Source organism: Sphingobium sp. LMC3-1-1.1 (assembly GCF_040676285.1).
In the GTDB taxonomy this organism is placed as follows: Bacteria; Pseudomonadota; Alphaproteobacteria; order Sphingomonadales; family Sphingomonadaceae; genus Sphingobium.
On the sequence record NZ_JBEGHQ010000045.1, the window covers coordinates 173,054 to 190,694 of the forward strand.

A 17,641-nucleotide genomic window follows, 5' to 3' on the forward strand; every position below is an offset into this window, starting at 1 on the left:
GCGTCCGGAACATTCCGGGGTTTCGCTCGCCCACCCTTCAAATCATTCCGGCAGACGCCAGGTGATACGGCCGTTGTACGTGTCCGACATAGGACCACCCCCGGCTGCTGTCGCGGGCTTGAACCTCGCGCGCTTCGGCAGCAGGCGGCATGTCGCCTCATCAAGGTCGGCATGGCCGGTCGAAGAGGTGATGGTACAGTTGGTCACGCGGCCATCCGGACCGATTTCCAGGCGGAATCCGGCCGTACCCGAACGTTCTTCACGCTGCGCGCGGCTCGGATAGTCGGCATCGCTGAGCCAACTGCCCGGACTGCTGCGCGGCGTCGCACGCGACGCAGGCACCGCAGGCGGTGGAGGCGCCGGGGGCGGCGGGGCCGCGACCGGAACCGGGTTGAAGACCGGCGGCGGGGTCCGAACCGTCTGGATCGGCGGAGCGGGGGCCGGGGTCTGAACAATCGGCGGCGGCGCAACGACCGGCGGCGGTTCGACCGGCTGGTCTGGCGGCGGCGGCGGCGGCTCCTCGTCCGGTGGCGGCGGTTCCTCCTTGACGTCGATCACGTTCAGCTGTTCCGCCGCCTTTTTGACATATTTCATGCCAAGACCGGTGACGAAGGCATAACCCAGAACAGCGTGAATCAGGGCGACGATAATGATCGAGATCGTACGACTCGATCCTTGCGAGTGGTCAGCATAGGCCATTCGGCAACGACACTCCTTAACTCAGCTTACCAGTTGATTATCGGCAAATAAGCCAAAAACGGCCCGAGCTGGCCGGGCTACCCCGGTCATCTTGGCCCCTATCCGTCCATTTGCTACCGTGCGAACTCCTATCGCGGCGCATCGTGGCACGCAAACGCTTTATCGATATGTTCGTTTGCGACCGTCACTACACACCGGAAAGACTTGCGTGTGGTAAATATGCCACGCGCTACTATCATTAGGACGAAGATGAAAAAAAAATCCACCATGACCCTACGGAAACTGGCCCTTCTTTGCCTCATTTCCGCCGCACAATCGCAGATTTCCGCGGCTCAGGCGGGGTCTGAGCGGACCGTCGCGCAACCATCGGAACGAGTGGCGGGACTCGCTTACGCGGATCTCGCGGACCTCGCCGACGCCGCGCCGCTGGTGGCACAGGCGCGGATTGGCAACATCATCAAATTGAAGCCGGGACAGGCCGGCGCGGTCCCGACAGGCTATCAGAGGGTCTATATCGAGGCAAATGTGAGCAATCTGATTCGCGGCGAAGGGGGAATCAGCCCGACTGTCCGCTACCTTTACGACGCGCCGCTCGACGCGCGGGGCAAGATGCCCAAGCTCAAGAAGGCGCAGGTCATACTGTTCGCCCGTCCCGGCGCCCGTCCCGGCGAAATCCAGCTCGTCGCGCGCGATGCCCAGATCATCGCCTCGCCCGCCGAAACCGAGCGCGTGAAGGCGATCCTTTCGGAACTGGTCGCCGCCAACGCACCGCCCCGCATCGTCGGATTGGGAGATGCCTTCCATGTCGCGGGCACCATCGCGGGCGAAGGTGAGACGCAGATCTTCCTGCGAACGGAAAATGGCGATCCGGTCTCACTGTCAATATTGCGCCGGCCCGGGCAGCAGCCGCGCTGGGCCGTGGCGCTGGGAGAGATAGTGGATGAGGCCGCCCGCCCGCCGGCACCAGGCAGCCTGCTGTGGTACCGACTGGCATGCGGCCTGCCCAACGCGCTGCCGGCGCGGTCCGTCCGCGCGCTTTCTCCCCAGGATGCCGAACTGGCCCGCGCTGACTACCAGCTCGTCCTTGACGCCCTGGGTCCGTGCGGACGGACGAGGGCTGTCCGCTGATCGCGCGGCGGCGACAGTTTTCGGTCGCGCCGTCGGTTCCTTTTCCTTGGACAGATGCGCAGGGGCCGCTATCAGCGCGACGTCCCGCGAACAGGAAGGATGAACACAAGCCATGACCAATCTGCACCGCCATGCCCCGCTGCGCGTCGCGCTGGTCGGCCTCGGCACGGTGGGCGGCGGCGTCATCCGGCTGCTCCAGACGAATGCGGACCTGATCGCCCGCCGAGCCGGTTGCCCGATCCAGATCGTTGCCATCTCCGCCCGCGACCGCAACAAGGATCGCGGCGTCGACCTTTCGCCCTATGAATGGGTGGACGACATGACGACCCTCGCGGGCCGGGACGACATCGACGTGGTGGTGGAACTGATCGGCGGCGCCGATGGCCCTGCCCTCACCCTCGCCCGGCAGTGCCTGAGCGTCGGCAAACCCTTCGTCACCGCCAACAAGGCGATGCTGGCGCATCATGGCCTCGACCTCGCGGGGCTGGCCGAGAAGGCCGGCGTCGCGCTCAAATATGAAGCAGCGGTCGCAGGCGGCATCCCGGTCATCAAGGGCATGCGCGAGGGCGCGGCGGCGAACGAGATCAGCCGCGTCTACGGCATCCTCAACGGCACCTGCAACTACATCCTGACCACCATGGAAAAGGAAGGCAGGAGCTTTGACGAGGTGCTGAAGGAGGCGCAGGATCTGGGCTATGCCGAGGCCGATCCGAGCTTCGACATCGATGGCGTCGACGCGGCGCACAAGCTGACCATTCTCGCCAGCCTCGCCTTCGGCACGGAACTGGATTTCGACGCGGTCGCGACCACCGGCATCCGCCATGTCATCGCCGCCGACATCGCGGAAGCAGCGGCGCTGGGCTATCGCATCCGCCTGGTCGGCATGGCGGAGAACGGCCCCGACGGCCTGTTCCAGCGCGTCCATCCCATGCTGGTGCCGCTCGACCATCCGCTCGCCCATGTCGACGGGTCGCTGAACGCGGTGGTGGCGGAGGGCAATTTCGTCGGCCGCCTCTTCTTCCAGGGTCGCGGCGCGGGCGACGGCCCGACGGCATCGGCCGTCGTCGCGGACCTGATCGACGTGGCGCGCGACGAATATGGCGATGCGCTGGCCATGCCGGTCGCCGCGCTGGCGCAGCAGAAGCCTGCGGATGCCGGCAAGCGCGTAGGCCGCGCCTATCTGCGCTTCAAGGTGCAGGACCGTCCGGGCGTGCTGGCGGAGATCGCAGCGGCAACCCGCGACGCCGGCGTGTCCATCGAGAGCATGATCCAGCGCGGCGCCAGCCAGACTGACGGCGTGCTGGTGGCGATCGTCACCCATGCGGGCGAAGAACGCTGCGTGCGCGAGACGCTGGACCGGCTGGCCGGGTCGGACAGCCTGCTGCAAACACCGATGGTGATGCATATTCTGGATTGAGGAGAAGCGCGCGATCCGTCCGCGCCTCCCCTCGCCCCCGCGCCCGGACTGACCCAGGCGGTCGGGTTCAATCCGGCGCAAGGCCCCTCTGATCCAGTCCGAAACTGCGCGCCAGTGTCTGGCCAATGGGTTCGCCAAGCTGGAATATCCGGCGATGGGCGCGCTTGGGACAATCCGTATTGCCGACGATCCGGCACGGCCGCGCATCGAAACGATAGGCGGTCATCTTGCCGTCGCCGGGTGCCGCTGTACCGCCCACTAGGCGCTGTTCCTGTGTCGCCGGCCCGGTCAGGCACAGCGCCGGCACGGCCTGGCATGGCGCGGGCCGAACCTTGGCGATCCGGCGCGGCAGCACGTCGGGCGGGGCGGAAAGGCTGGCGGCAATCAGCAGGAGGATCATCGGGGCGCCCCTTGGTCTTGTCCTGCTGCGAACGCCAGGGACGCGCTTCCGTTGCATCCGCCTTGCGAAAAGCACACCCTCGACAATGGTCCGACGACATCCTATCGCGCTCTCCAAAATAGCGGCTGAAGAGGAAAAGATATGGTGCAGGCAAGCTCGATACTCGATCGCGTGCTGGTGCTGGAAATGGTGCGCGTGACCGAAGCGGCCGCGATCGCAGCATCGAAGCTGATCGGCCGCGGCGATGAAAAGGCGGCCGACGCCGCCGCAGTCGAAGCGATGCGCCTGGCCTTCAACGACCTTTATATGGACGGCACCGTCGTCATCGGCGAAGGCGAGCGTGACGAGGCGCCGATGCTTTATATCGGGGAAAAGGTCGGCAATGCGATCGGCACCGGCCCCCGGATCGACATCGCGCTCGATCCGCTGGAGGGCACCACCATCACGGCCAAGGCCGGTCCCAATGCGCTGGCGGTGCTAGCGATTTCGGAAGAAGGCGGCCTGCTCAATGCGCCGGACGTCTATATGGAGAAGCTGGCCGTCGGCCCCGGCCTGCCCGAAGGCATCATCGACCTCAACAAATCGGTGAAGGAGAATGTCGAGGCGGTCGCCCATGCCAAGGGCGTCGACCCGCATGAGATCATCGTCTGCGTGCTCGACCGGCCGCGCCATGAAAAGCTGATCGCGGAACTGCGCGCCATTGGCTGCGGCATCATGCTGATCCCCGACGGGGACGTGGCGGGGGTGATCGCCACCACCAATCCGGAAACCAATATCGACATGTATATGGGTTCGGGCGGCGCACCAGAGGGCGTGCTGGCCTGCGCGGCGCTGCGCTGCGTCGGCGGACAGTTCAAGGGCAAGCTGCTGTTCCGCAATGATGACGAGCGGGCCCGCGCCCGGAAATGGGGCATTGCGGATCTCGACAAGGTCTATGACCTCAACGAACTGGCGAAGGGCGACTGCATCTTTGCCGCGACGGGCGTCACTGACGGCTCGCTGCTGGCCGGGGTGAAGCGGCTGCCGGGTGGCAAGCTCACAACCGACAGCGTCGTGATGCGCGCCAGCACGGGCACGGTGCGGTGGGTGAAGGGCGAGCATCGGCTGGACCGGAAGCCGATCTAGAGCGATTTCCAAGCGATCGGAACCGATCGCTGGTTAAGAAATCGGGGGAAATAAGGAATCCAGGGCGGCGATCTGATTCAATCAGATCGAAACCCGCTCTGGAACGGTCAGGAAATCGCTGCAAGGCAATGGCATGGCGCTTTGATCAACCGCCCTGTGCCATGCGCGGCGTCGATGCGGCTAGCGTCCGGCGCGGTGATTGAGATCGTGACCCAGCGCCAGGATCGCGACGCCCAACAGCGTATAGGCGCTTTCCTGCAAACCATGGTCCATGGTCAGCGCGCCGGCCATGATGCCCAGGCCCAGCGATCCGATCGCGGCAGGCATCATGAAGCCGTGCGCCACCGCACCATGGCCGAGCGCCACGGCGCCCAGCAGGATCGCCAGCACCAGGCCGGTCTCATGGAAAATCGGACTTTCGAATATGCCGCCCGCCGAGGCCATCACGCCCAGCAGCACGGCCGTGCCGAAGCAATGCGCCACGCACATGCCCGACAGAGCGATCGCGATGCGATCGATCCGGCCGTTGAGCAGATGGTGGCGAAGGCTGATCGGCATGGTTCGAGGTACATAGGCGAGACAAAGAAAAGTTACAACATATCATTCGCTATTTTTCACGATCTCGCGCGACAGGCGCTTCCCATCATATTGCCCGATGCGCCCTGCCCCTTTCTCATATCAAGAAGCCTTTGGTCGCCCGCGCCACGGCGCCGCCCTCCCCCGGCCGCTCCAGCCGCGATTTCCCGGCCGGCAGATGTTCCATTCCGGGCAAAATCGCTCTAGAGGGCTGCCGCAAGCCTGAGCGGCATTCGAACAGCAGGAAGCACCCCCATGTCAGACGTCATCATCAAGCGCGCCCTTCTTTCCGTGTCCGACAAGTCCGGCCTGGTCGAACTGGGGCAGGCGCTGGGCAGGCACGGGGTCGAACTGGTTTCCACCGGCGGCACGGCCAAGGCTCTGCGCGAGGCGGGACTGGAGGTGAAGGACATTTCCGACCTCACCGGCTTCCCGGAAATGATGGACGGACGGGTCAAGACGCTGCACCCCAAGGTGCACGGCGGGCTGCTTGCCGTGCGCGACAATCCAGAGCATGTCGCCTCCATGCAGGAGCATGAGATCGGCGCGATCGACCTGGTCGTCGTCAATCTTTATCCCTTCGCCGCCACTGTCGCCAAGGGCGCGGCGCGCGAGGAAATCATCGAGAATATCGACATTGGCGGTCCTTCCATGGTCCGCTCCGCCGCCAAGAATCACGAAAGCGTGGCGATCGTCACCGACCCCGCCGACTATGCCCGGCTGATCGCCGAAATGGAGGAGAAGGCGGGCGCGACGAGTTACGACTTCCGCCGCATGCTCGCGGCCAAGGCCTATGCCGCCACCGCTGCCTATGATTCGATGATCGCGAGCTGGTTCGCCTTCGCCGACCAGGGCGTGCAGTTCCCCGAAAGCCTCTCGGTCTCCAGCAAGCTGGGTTCGACGCTGCGCTATGGCGAAAATCCGCACCAGTCGGCGGCGCTCTACCTGCCGGTCGGCGGCGGATCGGCTTCTGGCGCCAACGGCATCGCCCAGGCGCGGCAGATCCAGGGCAAGGAACTCAGCTACAATAATTACAATGACGCCGACGCCGCGCTGGAGCTGGTCAGCGAATTCCGGGACGGCCCGCCGACCGTCGTGATCGTGAAACATGCCAATCCGTGCGGCGTTGCCACCGGCGACACGCTGATCGAAGCCTATGAGGCCGCCCTCGCCTGCGACAGCGTATCGGCGTTCGGCGGCATCATTGCCGTCAACCGTCCGCTGGACGGGCCCACGGCCGAAGCGATCAGCGGAATCTTCACCGAAGTCGTCGCCGCGCCCGACGCGGATGAGGAGGCGAAGGCGATCTTCGCGAAGAAGAAGAACCTCCGCCTGCTGCTGACCGGCGAATTGCCCGATCCGGTGCGCCCCGGCCTCCAGATCAAGAGCATTGCGGGCGGGCTGCTGGTCCAGAGCCGCGACAATGGCCGCATCAGTCGCGACCAGCTGAAGGTGGTGACGAAGCGCGCGCCCACGGAGCAGGAGCTGAGCGACTGCCTGTTCGCATGGACCGTCGCCAAGCATGTGAAGTCGAACGCCATCGTCTATGCCAGGGGCAACAGCACCGCCGGCATCGGCGCGGGTCAGATGAATCGCCTGGAATCCGCCCGCATCGCAGCGTGGAAGGCGAAGGACGCCGCCGACAAGGCAGGCTGGGCGGAGGCGCGGACCATCGGCTCGGCCGTGGCGTCGGATGCCTTCTTCCCCTTTGCCGACGGTCTGCTGGCCGCGGTCGAGGCAGGCGCCACGGCCGTGATCCAGCCCGGCGGCTCGATCCGCGATGATGAAGTCATCGCCGCTGCCGACGAGGCGGGGCTGGCGATGGTGTTCACCGGCATGCGCCACTTCCGCCACTGAGCATCTTGCCGAAAGTGGGCAGCGCGTTCCCGCCTTACCGATGCAGCGGCGGGAACGGAGAGCGCGACCTGCGGCGCGATCAAAGGCAGGCGTCCGGGGCATGATTGGTGCGGATGCGAAAGGAGGGAAGATCCTTTCGCATCCGCAAAAATAGCGGTTTTCAGCCAATTTTTATCAACTGGCCTCTTTTCCTCGACCTTCATGAAGCTTATCTCATGCGCGACCCTTCTCCCACGTCAGGCGTTGGGCAGATCCCATGAGTTCGACAGGAGATACAGGATGACCAGAAAGATGCTGGTGGCGCTGACCGCCGCCATGACGCTAGCCTTGCCCGCGGCAAACGCCTTTGCGGGGATCAACGATATGGACGTGGTGGTCGACGGACGGACTGGCGCGGAAACCCGCAGCATCGCCGTTTCGATGGCCGACCTGAACCTTAGCAGCACCCATGGCGCCCGCATGGCCGATTCCCGCATCACCAAGGCCGCCAAGAAGGTCTGCGGCTGGATGAACGGATCGATCCTGCCGGCAACGCCGGAATATCGCGCCTGCTTCGGTGATGCGCTCGACGGAGCACGGACCGACCTCAACACGCTGATCCAGGCGCAGCGCCAGGGCTGACCTGCGCTATTGCAAAAAGCGAATGCCGGCGGCTTAGCCAGGCCGCCGGCATTGCCTTATCTTGCATTGTTACCGGTCATTAACTACTCCTTAGAAGATTTCCTTCACCTAAAATCGGCAAAGGATTTCATCGGGGGGCCTAGATGCCGCAGAACGACCACAATGTGGATGTCGCCATTATTGGCGCGGGTCCGGCCGGGCTTACTGCGGCTTATCTGTTGAGCAAAAAGGGCTATTCGGTCAGCGTCATCGAAAAGGACGCCGTCTATGTCGGCGGCATCAGCCGAACAGTGGAACTTGACGGCTTCCGTTTCGATATTGGCGGCCATCGTTTCTTTTCCAAATCGAAGGAGGTCGTCGACCTCTGGAACGAGATTCTGCCCGACGATTTCATCGTGCGCCCGCGCATGAGCCGCATCTATTATGAGGGCAAATTCTACAGCTATCCGCTGCGCGCCTTCGAGGCGCTGGGCAATCTGGGGCTGTGGCGGTCAACACTTTGCATGGCGAGCTTCGCCAAGGCGAAGCTGTTCCCCAATCGGGATGTCCGCTCCTTCCAGGACTGGACGGTCAATGCCTTTGGCCACAAGCTGTTCTCGATCTTCTTCAAGACCTATACGGAGAAGGTGTGGGGCATGCCCTGCGACGAAATGTCGGCGGATTGGGCAGCGCAGCGCATCAAGGGACTGTCGCTGTGGGGCGCGGTGACCGACGGGCTCAAGCGATCCCTGGGCCTCAACAAAAGGCCCAATGACGGCATGGCGACCAAGACGCTGCTGGAAAGCTTCCGCTATCCGCGCCTTGGCCCCGGCATGATGTGGGAAGCAGCCCGCGACTTCGTGCTCGCGCGCGGCAACAGCGTGCTGATGGCCCATAGCCTGGGACAATTGTCGCAGGATCAGGCCAGCGGCCGCTGGCGCATGACGGCAAACGGACCGGACGGGGAAGTTGCCATTACCGCCGGCCATGTCATCAATTCCGCGCCGATGCGCGAACTGGCCGGGCGCATCCAGCCCCAGCCCGCGACGCTGGGCCAGGCGATGGACCTCAAATATCGCGATTTCCTGACCGTGGCGCTGATGGTGAAGGGCAAGGATATCTTTCCCGACAACTGGATCTACATCCACGATCCGAAGGTGCAGGTCGGCCGAATCCAGAATTTCCGCAGCTGGTCGCCCGAAATGGTGCCGGACCCGGACCTTGCCTGCGTCGGCCTGGAATATTTCTGCTTCGAGGGCGACGGCCTCTGGTCGTCGAGCGACGCCGATCTGATCGAACTGGCGAAGAAGGAAATGGCGACGCTGGGCCTGTGCAACCCCGACGATGTCGTCGGCGGCGCGGTGGTCCGGCAGGAAAAGGCCTATCCGGTCTATGATGACGGCTATGCCGACAATGTCCTTGCCATGCGCACCGAACTGCAACGGCTCTATCCCACGCTGCATCTGGTGGGGCGCAACGGCATGCACCGCTACAATAACCAGGATCATGCGATGATGACGGCGATGCTGACGGTCCGCAATATCGAGGCGGGCGAGCAGCTTTACGACATCTGGGCGGTCAACGAGGATGCCGAATATCATGAAGCGGGTGAGGAAGGGCAGGACGCCGCCGGCCAGCGCGCCGCGCTCGCCAGCGAGAGGCTGGTGCCCAATCGTCTGAAGGCGGCCTGACCCCATGGGTGATTGGGTGCGAAGCATGGCCGGGCCATTCAATGCCGTCTTCGGCCGCTTCACTTTCACGCGCTATCTGCTGGCCAGCATCTGCGCGCTGTCGGCCGATTTCGCGCTGTTCATGCTGTTGCACCGATTGGGCGTGCCGCCTGCGCTGGCCGCATTTGGCGGCTATTCGGGCGGGCTTGTCCTGCACTGGATGATCAGCACGCAATTCGTGTTCGAAATGCGGCAGCCCGCCACCCATAGGCAGCGCATCGCCTTCCTCTTCAGCGCCCTGATCGGCATGGCGATCACCATGGGGCTGGTCGGCGGACTGAGCGCGCTGGGGCTTTCGCCCGCCCTCGCCAAGCTGGCGGCCGTTCCGGTGAGCTTCCTGTCCGTCTATGCGATCCGGAAATATGGCATCTTCGCCCGCGTCTGACAGCAGCCCCATTCCCAGGACATCGCCCCTCACCCGTTGGCAAGGCAACGCGGCGGTGCTGTTGCTCTGGGCGCTGTGCTGTCTCGTCATGCTCTGGCTGTTCCGCCATGGGCTGTCCGGGCTGGAGTTTCGCGACCCCGATGACGCGATGCGCCTGCAACAGGTGCGCGACTGGCTGCATGGCCAGGCCTTCCGCGATGTCAGCCAGCATCGCGTGAACCCGCCGGCCGGCGGGCCGATGCACTGGTCGCGCATCGTCGACATGCCGATCGCCGCGCTGATCCTGATGCTGCAACCGCTGCTGGGAACGGTTCGGGCCGAAATCGCGGCCTGCGCGCTGGTGCCGCTGATGCTGTTGGGTGGATTGACGGCAACGGTGTTCCTGGCCGCGCGGCGCGCGGCAAGTGGCATGTTCGTCCCGCTGCTGGCGGTCGTCCTGCTGCTGACCACGCCCAGCATCCTGGTCCAGTTCACCCCCTTCCGCATCGACCATCATGGCTGGCAGATCTGGATGGCGGCGATCGCCCTTTGCGGCGCGCTGGATGCCCGGCGCCTGCGGGGCGGCATCACAGCCGGTCTTGCCATCGCGCTCTGGCTCCAGATTTCCAGCGAAGCGCTGCCCTATGCCGCGCTGTTCGCCGGTACTTTCGCGCTGCGGACATGGCTCGACCGGCGGGAGGCGGTGCGGATCGCAGCCTATGCCGCCAGTCTTGGCGGCGGCGCGCTCCTGCTGCTGTTGATGCTGCGCGGCACCGGCGCAGCATTGATACGGCAATGCGACAGCCTTTCGGCAGCCTATATCTGGCCTCTTCTGGCGTTCGCGCTGGCGATGCCGCTTGCGCTGCATCTGATCGGCACGACGACCGTCCGGCAGCGCATCCTGGCGACAGCGGCTGGCGGGATCAGCGCAGCGGGCATATTCCTGCTGAGCGGTGGCGCCTGCCTTTCCGGCGATCCGTTCAAGGCGCTGGGCCCGGTCGCCTATCGCTTGTGGTATCTGCAGGTGAAGGAGGGCCGCCCTGTATGGGAACAGGGCACCCTGATGGCCGGGATCATCCTGCTGCCCGCGGCCATGGGGCTGTTCAGCACGATCATCGCGGCCTGGCGCGCCGAGGAGCGGGAGGCAAGGGATCGCTGGATCGTCGTCGCCTTGTTGCTGGCGGGCGCGTCGGCGGTCGCCATCCTCGTGCTGCGCGCCATGTCGGTGGCGCATGTGCTGGCGCTGCCGGGCACGGCGTGGCTGCTGCTGACCCTGTTTCGCCGCATCCAACGCTGGACGAACGCCGTCGCGCGCATATTGGTCACGGCGGGCGTGGCGATATTGCTGACGCCGGCGGGGCTGTGCGGCGCCTGGATATTGATCGCGAGCGGCGCAGCGCGGAAGGAGCAGCCCGAAACCGTCAATTGCCGGGCCGCCGCCCCTTTGGCTCCGTTACAGGCACTTCCCCGCTCGACCCTGTTCGCGCCACTCGATCTGGGACCGGATATCCTCTTGCGGACCGGACATAGCGTGATCGGCACCGCGCATCATCGCAATGCCGTGGGCATCAACGCGGTCATCGACGGCTTCACCCAGCCGCCCGACAAGGCCCGGGCGATCGTCATACGCCTGAATGGCGGGAAAGGCGCGGATTACCTGCTGATCTGCAACGAGATGAACGAGATCAAGCATTATCGCGCCGACTTCCCCCAGGGGCTGGCCGCGGCGCTGAAGCGCGACCGGCCGCCGCAATGGCTGCGACAGCTTCCCGGCAAGGGTCCGCTCCGCATCTACAAGGTGATCGCTCAGCCCGCGACGAAGGCCAGCGCGACGCCATTCATGCAATAGCGCTTGCCGGTGGGCTGCGGCCCGTCATCGAACACATGGCCCAGATGTCCGCCGCAGCGGGCGCAATGCACCTCGGTCCGCGGATAGCCCAGTTCGAAATCGCGCGAGGTGCCGACGGCGCGCGGCAGCGGCGCCCAGAAGCTGGGCCAGCCGGTGCCGCTGTCGAACTTGGTCTTCGAGCTGAAAAGCCGCTGCCCGCAACCCGCGCAGGCGAAGATGCCCGGTCGATGCTCCTTGTTGAGCGGGCTGGTGAAGGGATATTCGGTCGAGCGCTTGCGCAGCACCTGATAGGCGAGCGGACTCAGGCGCTTGCGCCATTCGGCATCGCCGAGCGTGAAGGGATAGGCGGCAGCGGCCTCTCCCACGCCGGCCTGCCAAAGGACGATCATCGTCGCGACGCCGCCACCCAGTCCCAGAAATTGCCGCCGATCCATGGACCGCACCATAGCAGCGTCAGCCTGTCGCGCTTCTGAACAACTGCTTCCACCAGCCACCGCCCGATTTCAGCACATGGCGGCGGAACAGCAGCACGCCGATCCGGATGATGAGGCCGACCCAGAGCATCTGCCAGACGATGGCAAGGAGATGGGGCCAGAGCGCGTCCACCTGCGCGGCGCGGGCGATCATGGCGAAGGGGGAGGAGAAAGGCAGGACCACCGCTGCAACCTCCGGCGGCGATCCCATCTTGTCGACGGCATAGGTGGCGAAGAAGAAGATCAGCATCTGTCCCATGGTCACGGGCATGTTGAGCGTCTGCACCTCCCGCACGGTTGCCGCCTGCGCGCCGATGCCCAGGAACAGCGAACCCAGCAGCGTATAGGCCATCGCGAAATAGATGACGGCCAGCATCAGGAACAGCGGCCAGCCGACGGCGGGGTCCGGCAGGCTGGCGCCGGGCGTCTTGAGGGCCAGGAACACGGCGAAGGCGGTTCCGCCCCAGAAGAGGATGCCGACGAAGCTCATCGCCAGCATCGCCATCAGCTTGCCCAGGAAGATCGCGTCGACCGGCACGGCGGCTGCCAGTATTTCTATGATCTTGTTGGTCTTTTCCTCGACCAGGTTGGATAGGATCATGCCGGCCAGCAGGATGGTGAGGAAGAAGATGACGATCTGCGCGATCCGGCCGATCACCAGCCTGCCCTGGCTCTGCGCGCCGACGCTGGTCGCGACCTGCTGCGCCTCCACATGCACCATGTGCAGCGATTTTTCCGCGACAGCGGCGCTGGCGAGCAGGCTGATGTCGCCTTCCAGCCGCTGGATGTCCTGCGGCTGTCCCGTCATCACGGGGCGGGCCGGCGATCCCGACACTATCACCATGACATCCGCATTCGCCCTGGCCAGTTGAGCGCGGGGCGCGGGCGACAGCGGAACGCGGCGCAGCACGGGCAGGGCCTGAGGCCCCATGCGCTCCGCCAGCCGGGCATGGGCGCGCTCCATCCGCGACGCGTCGGCCGGGGACATGGCGATGCCGACGACCGGCCGCAGATCCGTGGTGGAAATCCTGTCGCCCAGCCCGCCAAAGGCCATGCCGATGACGATGGGGAAGAGCGGACCCAGAAGGAAGAAGATGAAGGTGCGGGACAGCACAACGGCGGTGAAATCCCGCCGGGCGATGACGAAGGCGGCGCGCATCAATTCGTTCATGCGGCTTCCTCCTCCTGCGGGTCGCCCTGCATCTGCCGGGCTGCCGCCTCGCCTGCAATGGCGACGAAGGCGTCGTGCAGGCCGGGGCGCTCGATCGACAGGCTTTCGATCCCGGCATTGCCGTCCAGCAGGGCGCGGAGCAGCGGTTCAATACCCCCCAGCGGCAAGGGGAAATGCCATGTGCCGTCCTGCGCCAGCGTTTCTGCGGGCAAGGCGCGACGCCAGCCGCCGTCGCTGGCGCGGGTGCGCAGGCGCACCTGGGGTCGCAACCGGTTGCGGGCATCGTCCACCGTGCCTTCGAAACGGATGCGACCGCCCGCGACGATGGCGACGCGTTCGCACAGCCGTTCGGCATGGGCGATGACATGGGTGGAGAACAGCACCGTGACGCCGCGCCGGGCCTGATCCCGGATCAGCACCTCCAGCTTGCCCTGGTTGAAGGCGTCCAGGCCCGAAAAAGGCTCGTCCAGCACGAGCAGGCGCGGTTCGTGGACGATCGTGCCGAAAAGCTGCACGGTCTGGGCCATGCCCTTCGACAATTGGCGGATCGGCTTGTCCGCCGAGGCGCCCATGCCATAATCCGCCAACATGGATCGGGCCCGCTCCCGGCCGATCTTCAGCGGCAGCCCGCGCAGCGCGCCCATGAAGGCAACGGCTTCGAAGGCCTTCATCGAGGGGTAAAGGCCGCGCTCCTCCGGCAGATAGCCGACATTGCGCGCCTGGCGCAGCGGCGCGCTGTCGCCCAGCAGGCTGCGATGCCCTTCATCAGGATCGATAATGCCGAGCAGGGTGCGCAGCATCGTTGTCTTGCCCGCGCCATTGGGGCCAAGGATGCCGTAGATCGACCCGGCAGGCACGGCGACGTCGATACCGTCCACCGCCCGGAAATCGCCGAATGTCTTGACAAGACCATGGCCTTCAACGGCATAGGTCGGTTGAGGAGCCCCGATCATCGGCCTCTGATAATCGCATCGCATGCCAACGCAAAATGAAACCTTGGAACAGCGGCTGAAGGCCGAAGCGCTGCGGCTGGGCTTTGCCGCCTGCGCCATCGCGCCGGCCGATGCCGCGCCGCGTTCGGCCGAAAGGCTGCGGCAATGGCTGGATGCCGGCCATCATGGCGACATGCTGTGGATGGCGGAGCGCGCCGGGCAGCGCGGATCGCCGCAGGCGCTGTGGCCGGACGTGCGAAGCGTCATCATGCTGGGCATGAGCTATGCGCCGGGGCGCGATCCCCTGGCGCTGGCCGATGTGCGTGATCGCGGCCGTATTTCCGTCTATGCCCAGGGGCGCGATTATCATGACGTGGTCAAGAAGGGGCTGAAGGCCCTCGCCCGCTGGCTGGTGGAGCAGCAGCCGGGCGCGCTCAAGGTCTTTGTGGACACGGCCCCGGTCATGGAAAAACCGCTGGCGGAGGCGGCTGGCCTGGGCTGGCAGGGGAAGCACAGCAATCTGGTCAGCAGGACGCATGGAAGCTGGCTGTTCCTGGGGGCAATCTACAGCGAGATCGCGCTGGCACCCGACATGCCGGAAAAGGACCATTGCGGCAGTTGCACCGCCTGCCAGGCGGCGTGCCCGACCGACGCCTTCCCGGCGCCTTATGTCGTCGATGCGCGACGGTGCATCTCCTATCTCACCATCGAGCATAAGGGCCCGATCCCGGAGGCGTTGCGCGCCGGGATCGGCAACCGCATCTATGGCTGCGACGATTGCCTGGCCGTCTGCCCGTGGAACAAGTTCGCGGAGGTCGCGGCCGCGAACCGCGCCTTTGTCGGGCGGGCGGAACTGGCGGCGCCGGAACTGGGCGACCTGCTGGCATTGGACGATGCGGGCTTTCGCGAGATATTCGCAGGCTCCCCGATCAAGCGGATCGGACGCAACCGAATGGTGCGCAATGCCGCCATCGCGGCGGGCAACAGCGGTGACAGGGGATTGATCGGGCGGCTGCGTCCGCTGACCGAAGATGAGGATGCCGTCGTCGCGGAGGCGGCGCGCTGGGCGATCGAGCGGCTGGAGCGGGAATAGCTGGAAAGCTGCTCCGGGTGCGCCAGGCGGATGCGCTATTTGCCCTGCAGCGCGGCCGAGCAACTCGCCGGATCGACATCCGTGCCGGTCAGCGTGCGGGCATCGACATGGGTGACGAGCGGCTCTTTTCCCTGTGGCGGAAGGTACAGATAGGCATCGAGCACGCAGCGGCCATTGGCGAATTGCAGCTTGCGCATGGTGCTTTCGCGAATGTCGAGCCGGGGTTGGCCGAACAGGTGCATGAGCTGCTTCGCGTCCGACCCGATCAGCGGACCGGGACGGGTGAAGGCGCTGGCCGGCGGACCGACAGGCGGGCGGGTGATCTGGGCCGCAGGCGACGGCACCACCCCTCCGCAGGCGGCGAGGGTCAAGAGCGAAGCCAGGACGAGCGCCGGATGAGGACGGGTCATGGCATGTTCCTTCGGGCACCGTGCAGCATGTGGACCGCCATAGCGGCGCTCCAGATCGGTGCAAGCAGGTTGAGCACCGGCACGAGGAAGATCAGCGCCGAAGCGAGGCCCATCAGCCACCGGCTGCCACGCGGGATAGGCGGCAGGTCGGGATGGCGCGGCTCGACCATGTCGGCCATGTCGCGGCCCAGCAGGGCGGCGTTCAGGACCAGGAACAGGCCCAGCGTGCCGACGCCCGTCACCAGCAGCAGCAGATAGGCCGGCAAAGCGAACAGGTTCCAGCCGACAGTCCGCAGGATGGAGCGCAGGGCGAGCCGAAGGCTGCGGCCCCAGCCGACCGGCCGGGCGCGGGCCGCCGCCGCCGGATAGCTGTCCCGTTCGATGGCAATGACGATGTCGTCGGCAAACAGGCTCATGATCGCCATGGCGGTGGCGCGGAACAGCAGCCAGCCGGCGGCGATCACGATCAGCGCGGTCGCGGTCGCCTCCGCCAGCCCGCCCCAGCCCACGCCCGGCATCCAGCCTTGATGCTGGCGGAGCGCGTGAACGCCCGCCCACAATGCGGTGGCGAGAAGCGCGAAGATCAGCAGGGTCAGCAGCAGCGACTTGACCAGCAGGCGAAGCGAGGCGCCATGGACGATCGAGGGGCAGGCGCGGAGGGCGGCGGCAAGGACCATGGCACAGCTATTCCCGCCTCTGCGCCCAGCGTCAATCAGCGCCGTTGCGCGCCGCGCCCCGGATCGATAGAGACGGCGGGATTTTTCCCCTCATTCACGAAGGATTTTGCGTGACTGCTGCTGCCCCCACGCTTGATGTTGTCGCCATCGGCAATGCCATTGTCGACGTGCTTGCCCGGAGCGACGACGCTTTCCTCGCCGAACATGCGCTGACCAAGGGCGGCATGCAGCTGATCGACGCGGAGACGGCGGAGAGCCTGTATGCCGACATGGGCGCGGGCAAGGAGATCAGCGGCGGATCTGCGGCGAACACGCTGGCGGGCCTGGCCGCGTTCGGCAAGAAATGCGGCTTCATCGGACAGGTCAATGACGATCAGCTCGGCGCCGTCTTCTCCCATGACGTGCGCGCGCTGGGCATCCGTTATGACACGCCGACGATGCAGGGGGACGTGCCGACGGCGCGCTGCCTGATCCTGGTGACGCCCGACGCGCAGCGAACGATGAACACCTTTCTGGGCGCATCACAATTCCTGCCAGAAGCCGCGCTGGACCTCGACCTTATCCGTTCCGCCTCGATCCTCTATCTGGAAGGCTATCTCTGGGATCCGGAGCAGCCGCGCGCGGCGATGCGGGCGGCCATCGACGCCGCGCGGGGCGCGGGGCGGAAGGTCGCCTTCACCCTGTCGGACAATTTCGTGATCGACCGTCATCGCGCCGACTTCATCGAATTGATCGATCAAGGGCTCATCGACATTCTCTTCTCCAATGAAGGCGAGATCCAGTCATTGGCGGGGCTGCACGATTTCGAAGCCGCCGTGGCGGCCGTGGCCGCGAAAGTTCCGGTGCTGGTCTCCACGCGCAGCGAGAAGGGCGCGATCGCCGTGGTCGACGGCACGCGGTACGAGGCGCATGCCGCGCCGGTTGCAGAAGTGATCGACACGACCGGTGCGGGCGACCTGTTCGCGGCAGGTTTCCTGGCGGGCCATCTGGAGGGGCTGGATGTCGACCAATGCCTGAAGCTGGGCGCTGCTGCGGCGGCTGAAGTGATCTCCCACTGGGGTGCGCGGCCGGAGGAGGATCTGAAGGCGATCCGGGCAAAGACGCTGGGCTGAGGATGCGGGACGTGCTCCTGCGCAGGCA

18 protein-coding genes are annotated in these 17,641 nt (G+C 65.5%); 10 read left to right on the forward strand and 8 right to left on the reverse strand.

Features of this window, described 5'->3' with window-relative positions; translation table 11 throughout:
* Positions 1 to 42: 42 nt before the first annotated feature.
* On the reverse strand, positions 43 to 699 hold the full coding sequence (locus tag MRBLMC3_RS18340) for an energy transducer TonB (protein WP_133653478.1): 657 nt from the start codon (positions 697 to 699) through the stop codon (positions 43 to 45).
* Between the two features lie 249 nt (positions 700 to 948).
* Between MRBLMC3_RS18340 and MRBLMC3_RS18345 the strand changes: the two genes are divergently transcribed.
* The gene (locus MRBLMC3_RS18345) at positions 949 to 1,827 is read left to right on the forward strand and encodes a hypothetical protein (protein WP_363738900.1); all 879 of its coding nucleotides are present in this window, start codon (positions 949 to 951) and stop codon (positions 1,825 to 1,827) included.
* A gap of 112 nt (positions 1,828 to 1,939) precedes the next feature.
* On the forward strand, positions 1,940 to 3,244 hold the full coding sequence (locus MRBLMC3_RS18350) for a homoserine dehydrogenase (RefSeq protein ID WP_133653480.1): 1,305 nt from the start codon (positions 1,940 to 1,942) through the stop codon (positions 3,242 to 3,244).
* 67 nt (positions 3,245 to 3,311) lie between these two features.
* Here MRBLMC3_RS18350 and MRBLMC3_RS18355 read toward each other — a convergent pair whose 3' ends face one another.
* Positions 3,312 to 3,644, reverse strand: a complete 333-nt coding sequence (locus tag MRBLMC3_RS18355; protein WP_363831110.1) for a hypothetical protein — start codon at positions 3,642 to 3,644, stop codon at positions 3,312 to 3,314.
* Positions 3,645 to 3,785: 141 nt separating this feature from the next.
* Here MRBLMC3_RS18355 and glpX point away from each other — a divergent pair, with 141 nt between their 5' ends.
* Positions 3,786 to 4,769 (forward strand): class II fructose-bisphosphatase, encoded by a 984-nt coding sequence (glpX, locus tag MRBLMC3_RS18360; protein WP_133653482.1) that lies wholly within the window; start codon positions 3,786 to 3,788, stop codon positions 4,767 to 4,769.
* A 180-nt stretch (positions 4,770 to 4,949) separates the two neighbouring features.
* On the opposite strand, the gene MRBLMC3_RS18365 is transcribed toward glpX, so the two are convergent.
* Positions 4,950 to 5,327, reverse strand: coding sequence for a MerC domain-containing protein (locus tag MRBLMC3_RS18365; protein ID WP_133653484.1), 378 nt, complete (start codon positions 5,325 to 5,327; stop codon positions 4,950 to 4,952).
* Positions 5,328 to 5,600: 273 nt separating this feature from the next.
* Here MRBLMC3_RS18365 and purH point away from each other — a divergent pair, with 273 nt between their 5' ends.
* The 5 genes from purH to MRBLMC3_RS18390 all read left to right on the forward strand — a co-directional run bounded on the left by purH (position 5,601) and on the right by MRBLMC3_RS18390 (position 11,745).
* Positions 5,601 to 7,202 (forward strand): bifunctional phosphoribosylaminoimidazolecarboxamide formyltransferase/IMP cyclohydrolase, encoded by a 1,602-nt coding sequence (gene purH / locus MRBLMC3_RS18370; RefSeq protein WP_363755679.1) that lies wholly within the window; start codon positions 5,601 to 5,603, stop codon positions 7,200 to 7,202.
* 279 nt (positions 7,203 to 7,481) lie between these two features.
* Positions 7,482 to 7,823, forward strand: coding sequence for a UrcA family protein (locus MRBLMC3_RS18375; RefSeq protein ID WP_133653486.1), 342 nt, complete (start codon positions 7,482 to 7,484; stop codon positions 7,821 to 7,823).
* Between the two features lie 143 nt (positions 7,824 to 7,966).
* On the forward strand, positions 7,967 to 9,493 hold the full coding sequence (locus MRBLMC3_RS18380) for an NAD(P)/FAD-dependent oxidoreductase (RefSeq protein WP_363831113.1): 1,527 nt from the start codon (positions 7,967 to 7,969) through the stop codon (positions 9,491 to 9,493).
* Between the two features lie 4 nt (positions 9,494 to 9,497).
* Positions 9,498 to 9,917 (forward strand): GtrA family protein, encoded by a 420-nt coding sequence (locus MRBLMC3_RS18385; RefSeq protein WP_363738889.1) that lies wholly within the window; start codon positions 9,498 to 9,500, stop codon positions 9,915 to 9,917.
* On the forward strand, positions 9,895 to 11,745 hold the full coding sequence (locus tag MRBLMC3_RS18390) for a hypothetical protein (RefSeq protein WP_363831116.1): 1,851 nt from the start codon (positions 9,895 to 9,897) through the stop codon (positions 11,743 to 11,745). Before MRBLMC3_RS18385 ends, MRBLMC3_RS18390 begins: the two co-directional genes overlap by 23 nt.
* On the opposite strand, the gene msrB is transcribed toward MRBLMC3_RS18390, so the two are convergent.
* From msrB to MRBLMC3_RS18405, 3 genes are read right to left on the reverse strand one after another with little or no spacing between them, the layout of a single operon-like run.
* On the reverse strand, positions 11,703 to 12,191 hold the full coding sequence (gene msrB / locus MRBLMC3_RS18395) for a peptide-methionine (R)-S-oxide reductase MsrB (RefSeq protein WP_363831118.1): 489 nt from the start codon (positions 12,189 to 12,191) through the stop codon (positions 11,703 to 11,705). The genes MRBLMC3_RS18390 and msrB overlap by 43 nt on opposite strands.
* Before the next feature lie 7 nt (positions 12,192 to 12,198).
* A complete protein-coding gene (locus tag MRBLMC3_RS18400) occupies positions 12,199 to 13,389 on the reverse strand; it encodes an ABC transporter permease (protein ID WP_363738883.1) in 1,191 nt (396 codons plus the stop codon).
* A complete protein-coding gene (locus MRBLMC3_RS18405) occupies positions 13,386 to 14,342 on the reverse strand; it encodes an ABC transporter ATP-binding protein (protein WP_363831121.1) in 957 nt (318 codons plus the stop codon). The genes MRBLMC3_RS18400 and MRBLMC3_RS18405 overlap by 4 nt, the downstream gene beginning before the upstream one ends.
* 22 nt (positions 14,343 to 14,364) lie before the next feature.
* Between MRBLMC3_RS18405 and queG the strand changes: the two genes are divergently transcribed.
* Positions 14,365 to 15,414 (forward strand): tRNA epoxyqueuosine(34) reductase QueG, encoded by a 1,050-nt coding sequence (gene queG / locus MRBLMC3_RS18410; protein ID WP_363831124.1) that lies wholly within the window; start codon positions 14,365 to 14,367, stop codon positions 15,412 to 15,414.
* 35 nt (positions 15,415 to 15,449) lie between these two features.
* Here queG and MRBLMC3_RS18415 read toward each other — a convergent pair whose 3' ends face one another.
* Both MRBLMC3_RS18415 and MRBLMC3_RS18420 read right to left on the reverse strand, forming a co-directional pair.
* A complete protein-coding gene (locus MRBLMC3_RS18415) occupies positions 15,450 to 15,824 on the reverse strand; it encodes a hypothetical protein (RefSeq protein WP_363831126.1) in 375 nt (124 codons plus the stop codon).
* Positions 15,821 to 16,501 carry an EI24 domain-containing protein gene (locus MRBLMC3_RS18420; protein WP_363831129.1) on the reverse strand — a complete coding sequence of 227 codons (681 nt, stop codon included), beginning with the start codon at positions 16,499 to 16,501 and terminating at the stop codon, positions 15,821 to 15,823. The genes MRBLMC3_RS18415 and MRBLMC3_RS18420 overlap by 4 nt, the downstream gene beginning before the upstream one ends.
* 110 nt (positions 16,502 to 16,611) lie before the next feature.
* On the opposite strand from MRBLMC3_RS18420, the gene MRBLMC3_RS18425 reads away from it, so the two are divergent.
* On the forward strand, positions 16,612 to 17,613 hold the full coding sequence (locus MRBLMC3_RS18425) for an adenosine kinase (RefSeq protein WP_363738875.1): 1,002 nt from the start codon (positions 16,612 to 16,614) through the stop codon (positions 17,611 to 17,613).
* Positions 17,614 to 17,641 lie beyond the last annotated feature (28 nt).

What these genes read in the sequence shown, in the direction of transcription:
- MRBLMC3_RS18340 (WP_133653478.1), bottom strand. Translation starts at nt 699, where the DNA reads ATGGCCTATGCTGACCACTCGCAAGGATCGAGTCGTACGATCTCGATC.
- MRBLMC3_RS18345 (WP_363738900.1), top strand. Translation starts at nt 949, where the DNA reads ATGAAAAAAAAATCCACCATGACCCTACGGAAACTGGCCCTTCTTTGC.
- MRBLMC3_RS18350 (WP_133653480.1), top strand. Translation starts at nt 1,940, where the DNA reads ATGACCAATCTGCACCGCCATGCCCCGCTGCGCGTCGCGCTGGTCGGC.
- MRBLMC3_RS18355 (WP_363831110.1), bottom strand. Translation starts at nt 3,644, where the DNA reads ATGATCCTCCTGCTGATTGCCGCCAGCCTTTCCGCCCCGCCCGACGTG.
- glpX (WP_133653482.1), top strand. Translation starts at nt 3,786, where the DNA reads ATGGTGCAGGCAAGCTCGATACTCGATCGCGTGCTGGTGCTGGAAATG.
- MRBLMC3_RS18365 (WP_133653484.1), bottom strand. Translation starts at nt 5,327, where the DNA reads ATGCCGATCAGCCTTCGCCACCATCTGCTCAACGGCCGGATCGATCGC.
- purH (WP_363755679.1), top strand. Translation starts at nt 5,601, where the DNA reads ATGTCAGACGTCATCATCAAGCGCGCCCTTCTTTCCGTGTCCGACAAG.
- MRBLMC3_RS18375 (WP_133653486.1), top strand. Translation starts at nt 7,482, where the DNA reads ATGACCAGAAAGATGCTGGTGGCGCTGACCGCCGCCATGACGCTAGCC.
- MRBLMC3_RS18380 (WP_363831113.1), top strand. Translation starts at nt 7,967, where the DNA reads ATGCCGCAGAACGACCACAATGTGGATGTCGCCATTATTGGCGCGGGT.
- MRBLMC3_RS18385 (WP_363738889.1), top strand. Translation starts at nt 9,498, where the DNA reads ATGGGTGATTGGGTGCGAAGCATGGCCGGGCCATTCAATGCCGTCTTC.
- MRBLMC3_RS18390 (WP_363831116.1), top strand. Translation starts at nt 9,895, where the DNA reads ATGGCATCTTCGCCCGCGTCTGACAGCAGCCCCATTCCCAGGACATCG.
- msrB (WP_363831118.1), bottom strand. Translation starts at nt 12,191, where the DNA reads ATGGTGCGGTCCATGGATCGGCGGCAATTTCTGGGACTGGGTGGCGGC.
- MRBLMC3_RS18400 (WP_363738883.1), bottom strand. Translation starts at nt 13,389, where the DNA reads ATGAACGAATTGATGCGCGCCGCCTTCGTCATCGCCCGGCGGGATTTC.
- MRBLMC3_RS18405 (WP_363831121.1), bottom strand. Translation starts at nt 14,342, where the DNA reads ATGATCGGGGCTCCTCAACCGACCTATGCCGTTGAAGGCCATGGTCTT.
- queG (WP_363831124.1), top strand. Translation starts at nt 14,365, where the DNA reads ATGCCAACGCAAAATGAAACCTTGGAACAGCGGCTGAAGGCCGAAGCG.
- MRBLMC3_RS18415 (WP_363831126.1), bottom strand. Translation starts at nt 15,824, where the DNA reads ATGACCCGTCCTCATCCGGCGCTCGTCCTGGCTTCGCTCTTGACCCTC.
- MRBLMC3_RS18420 (WP_363831129.1), bottom strand. Translation starts at nt 16,501, where the DNA reads ATGGTCCTTGCCGCCGCCCTCCGCGCCTGCCCCTCGATCGTCCATGGC.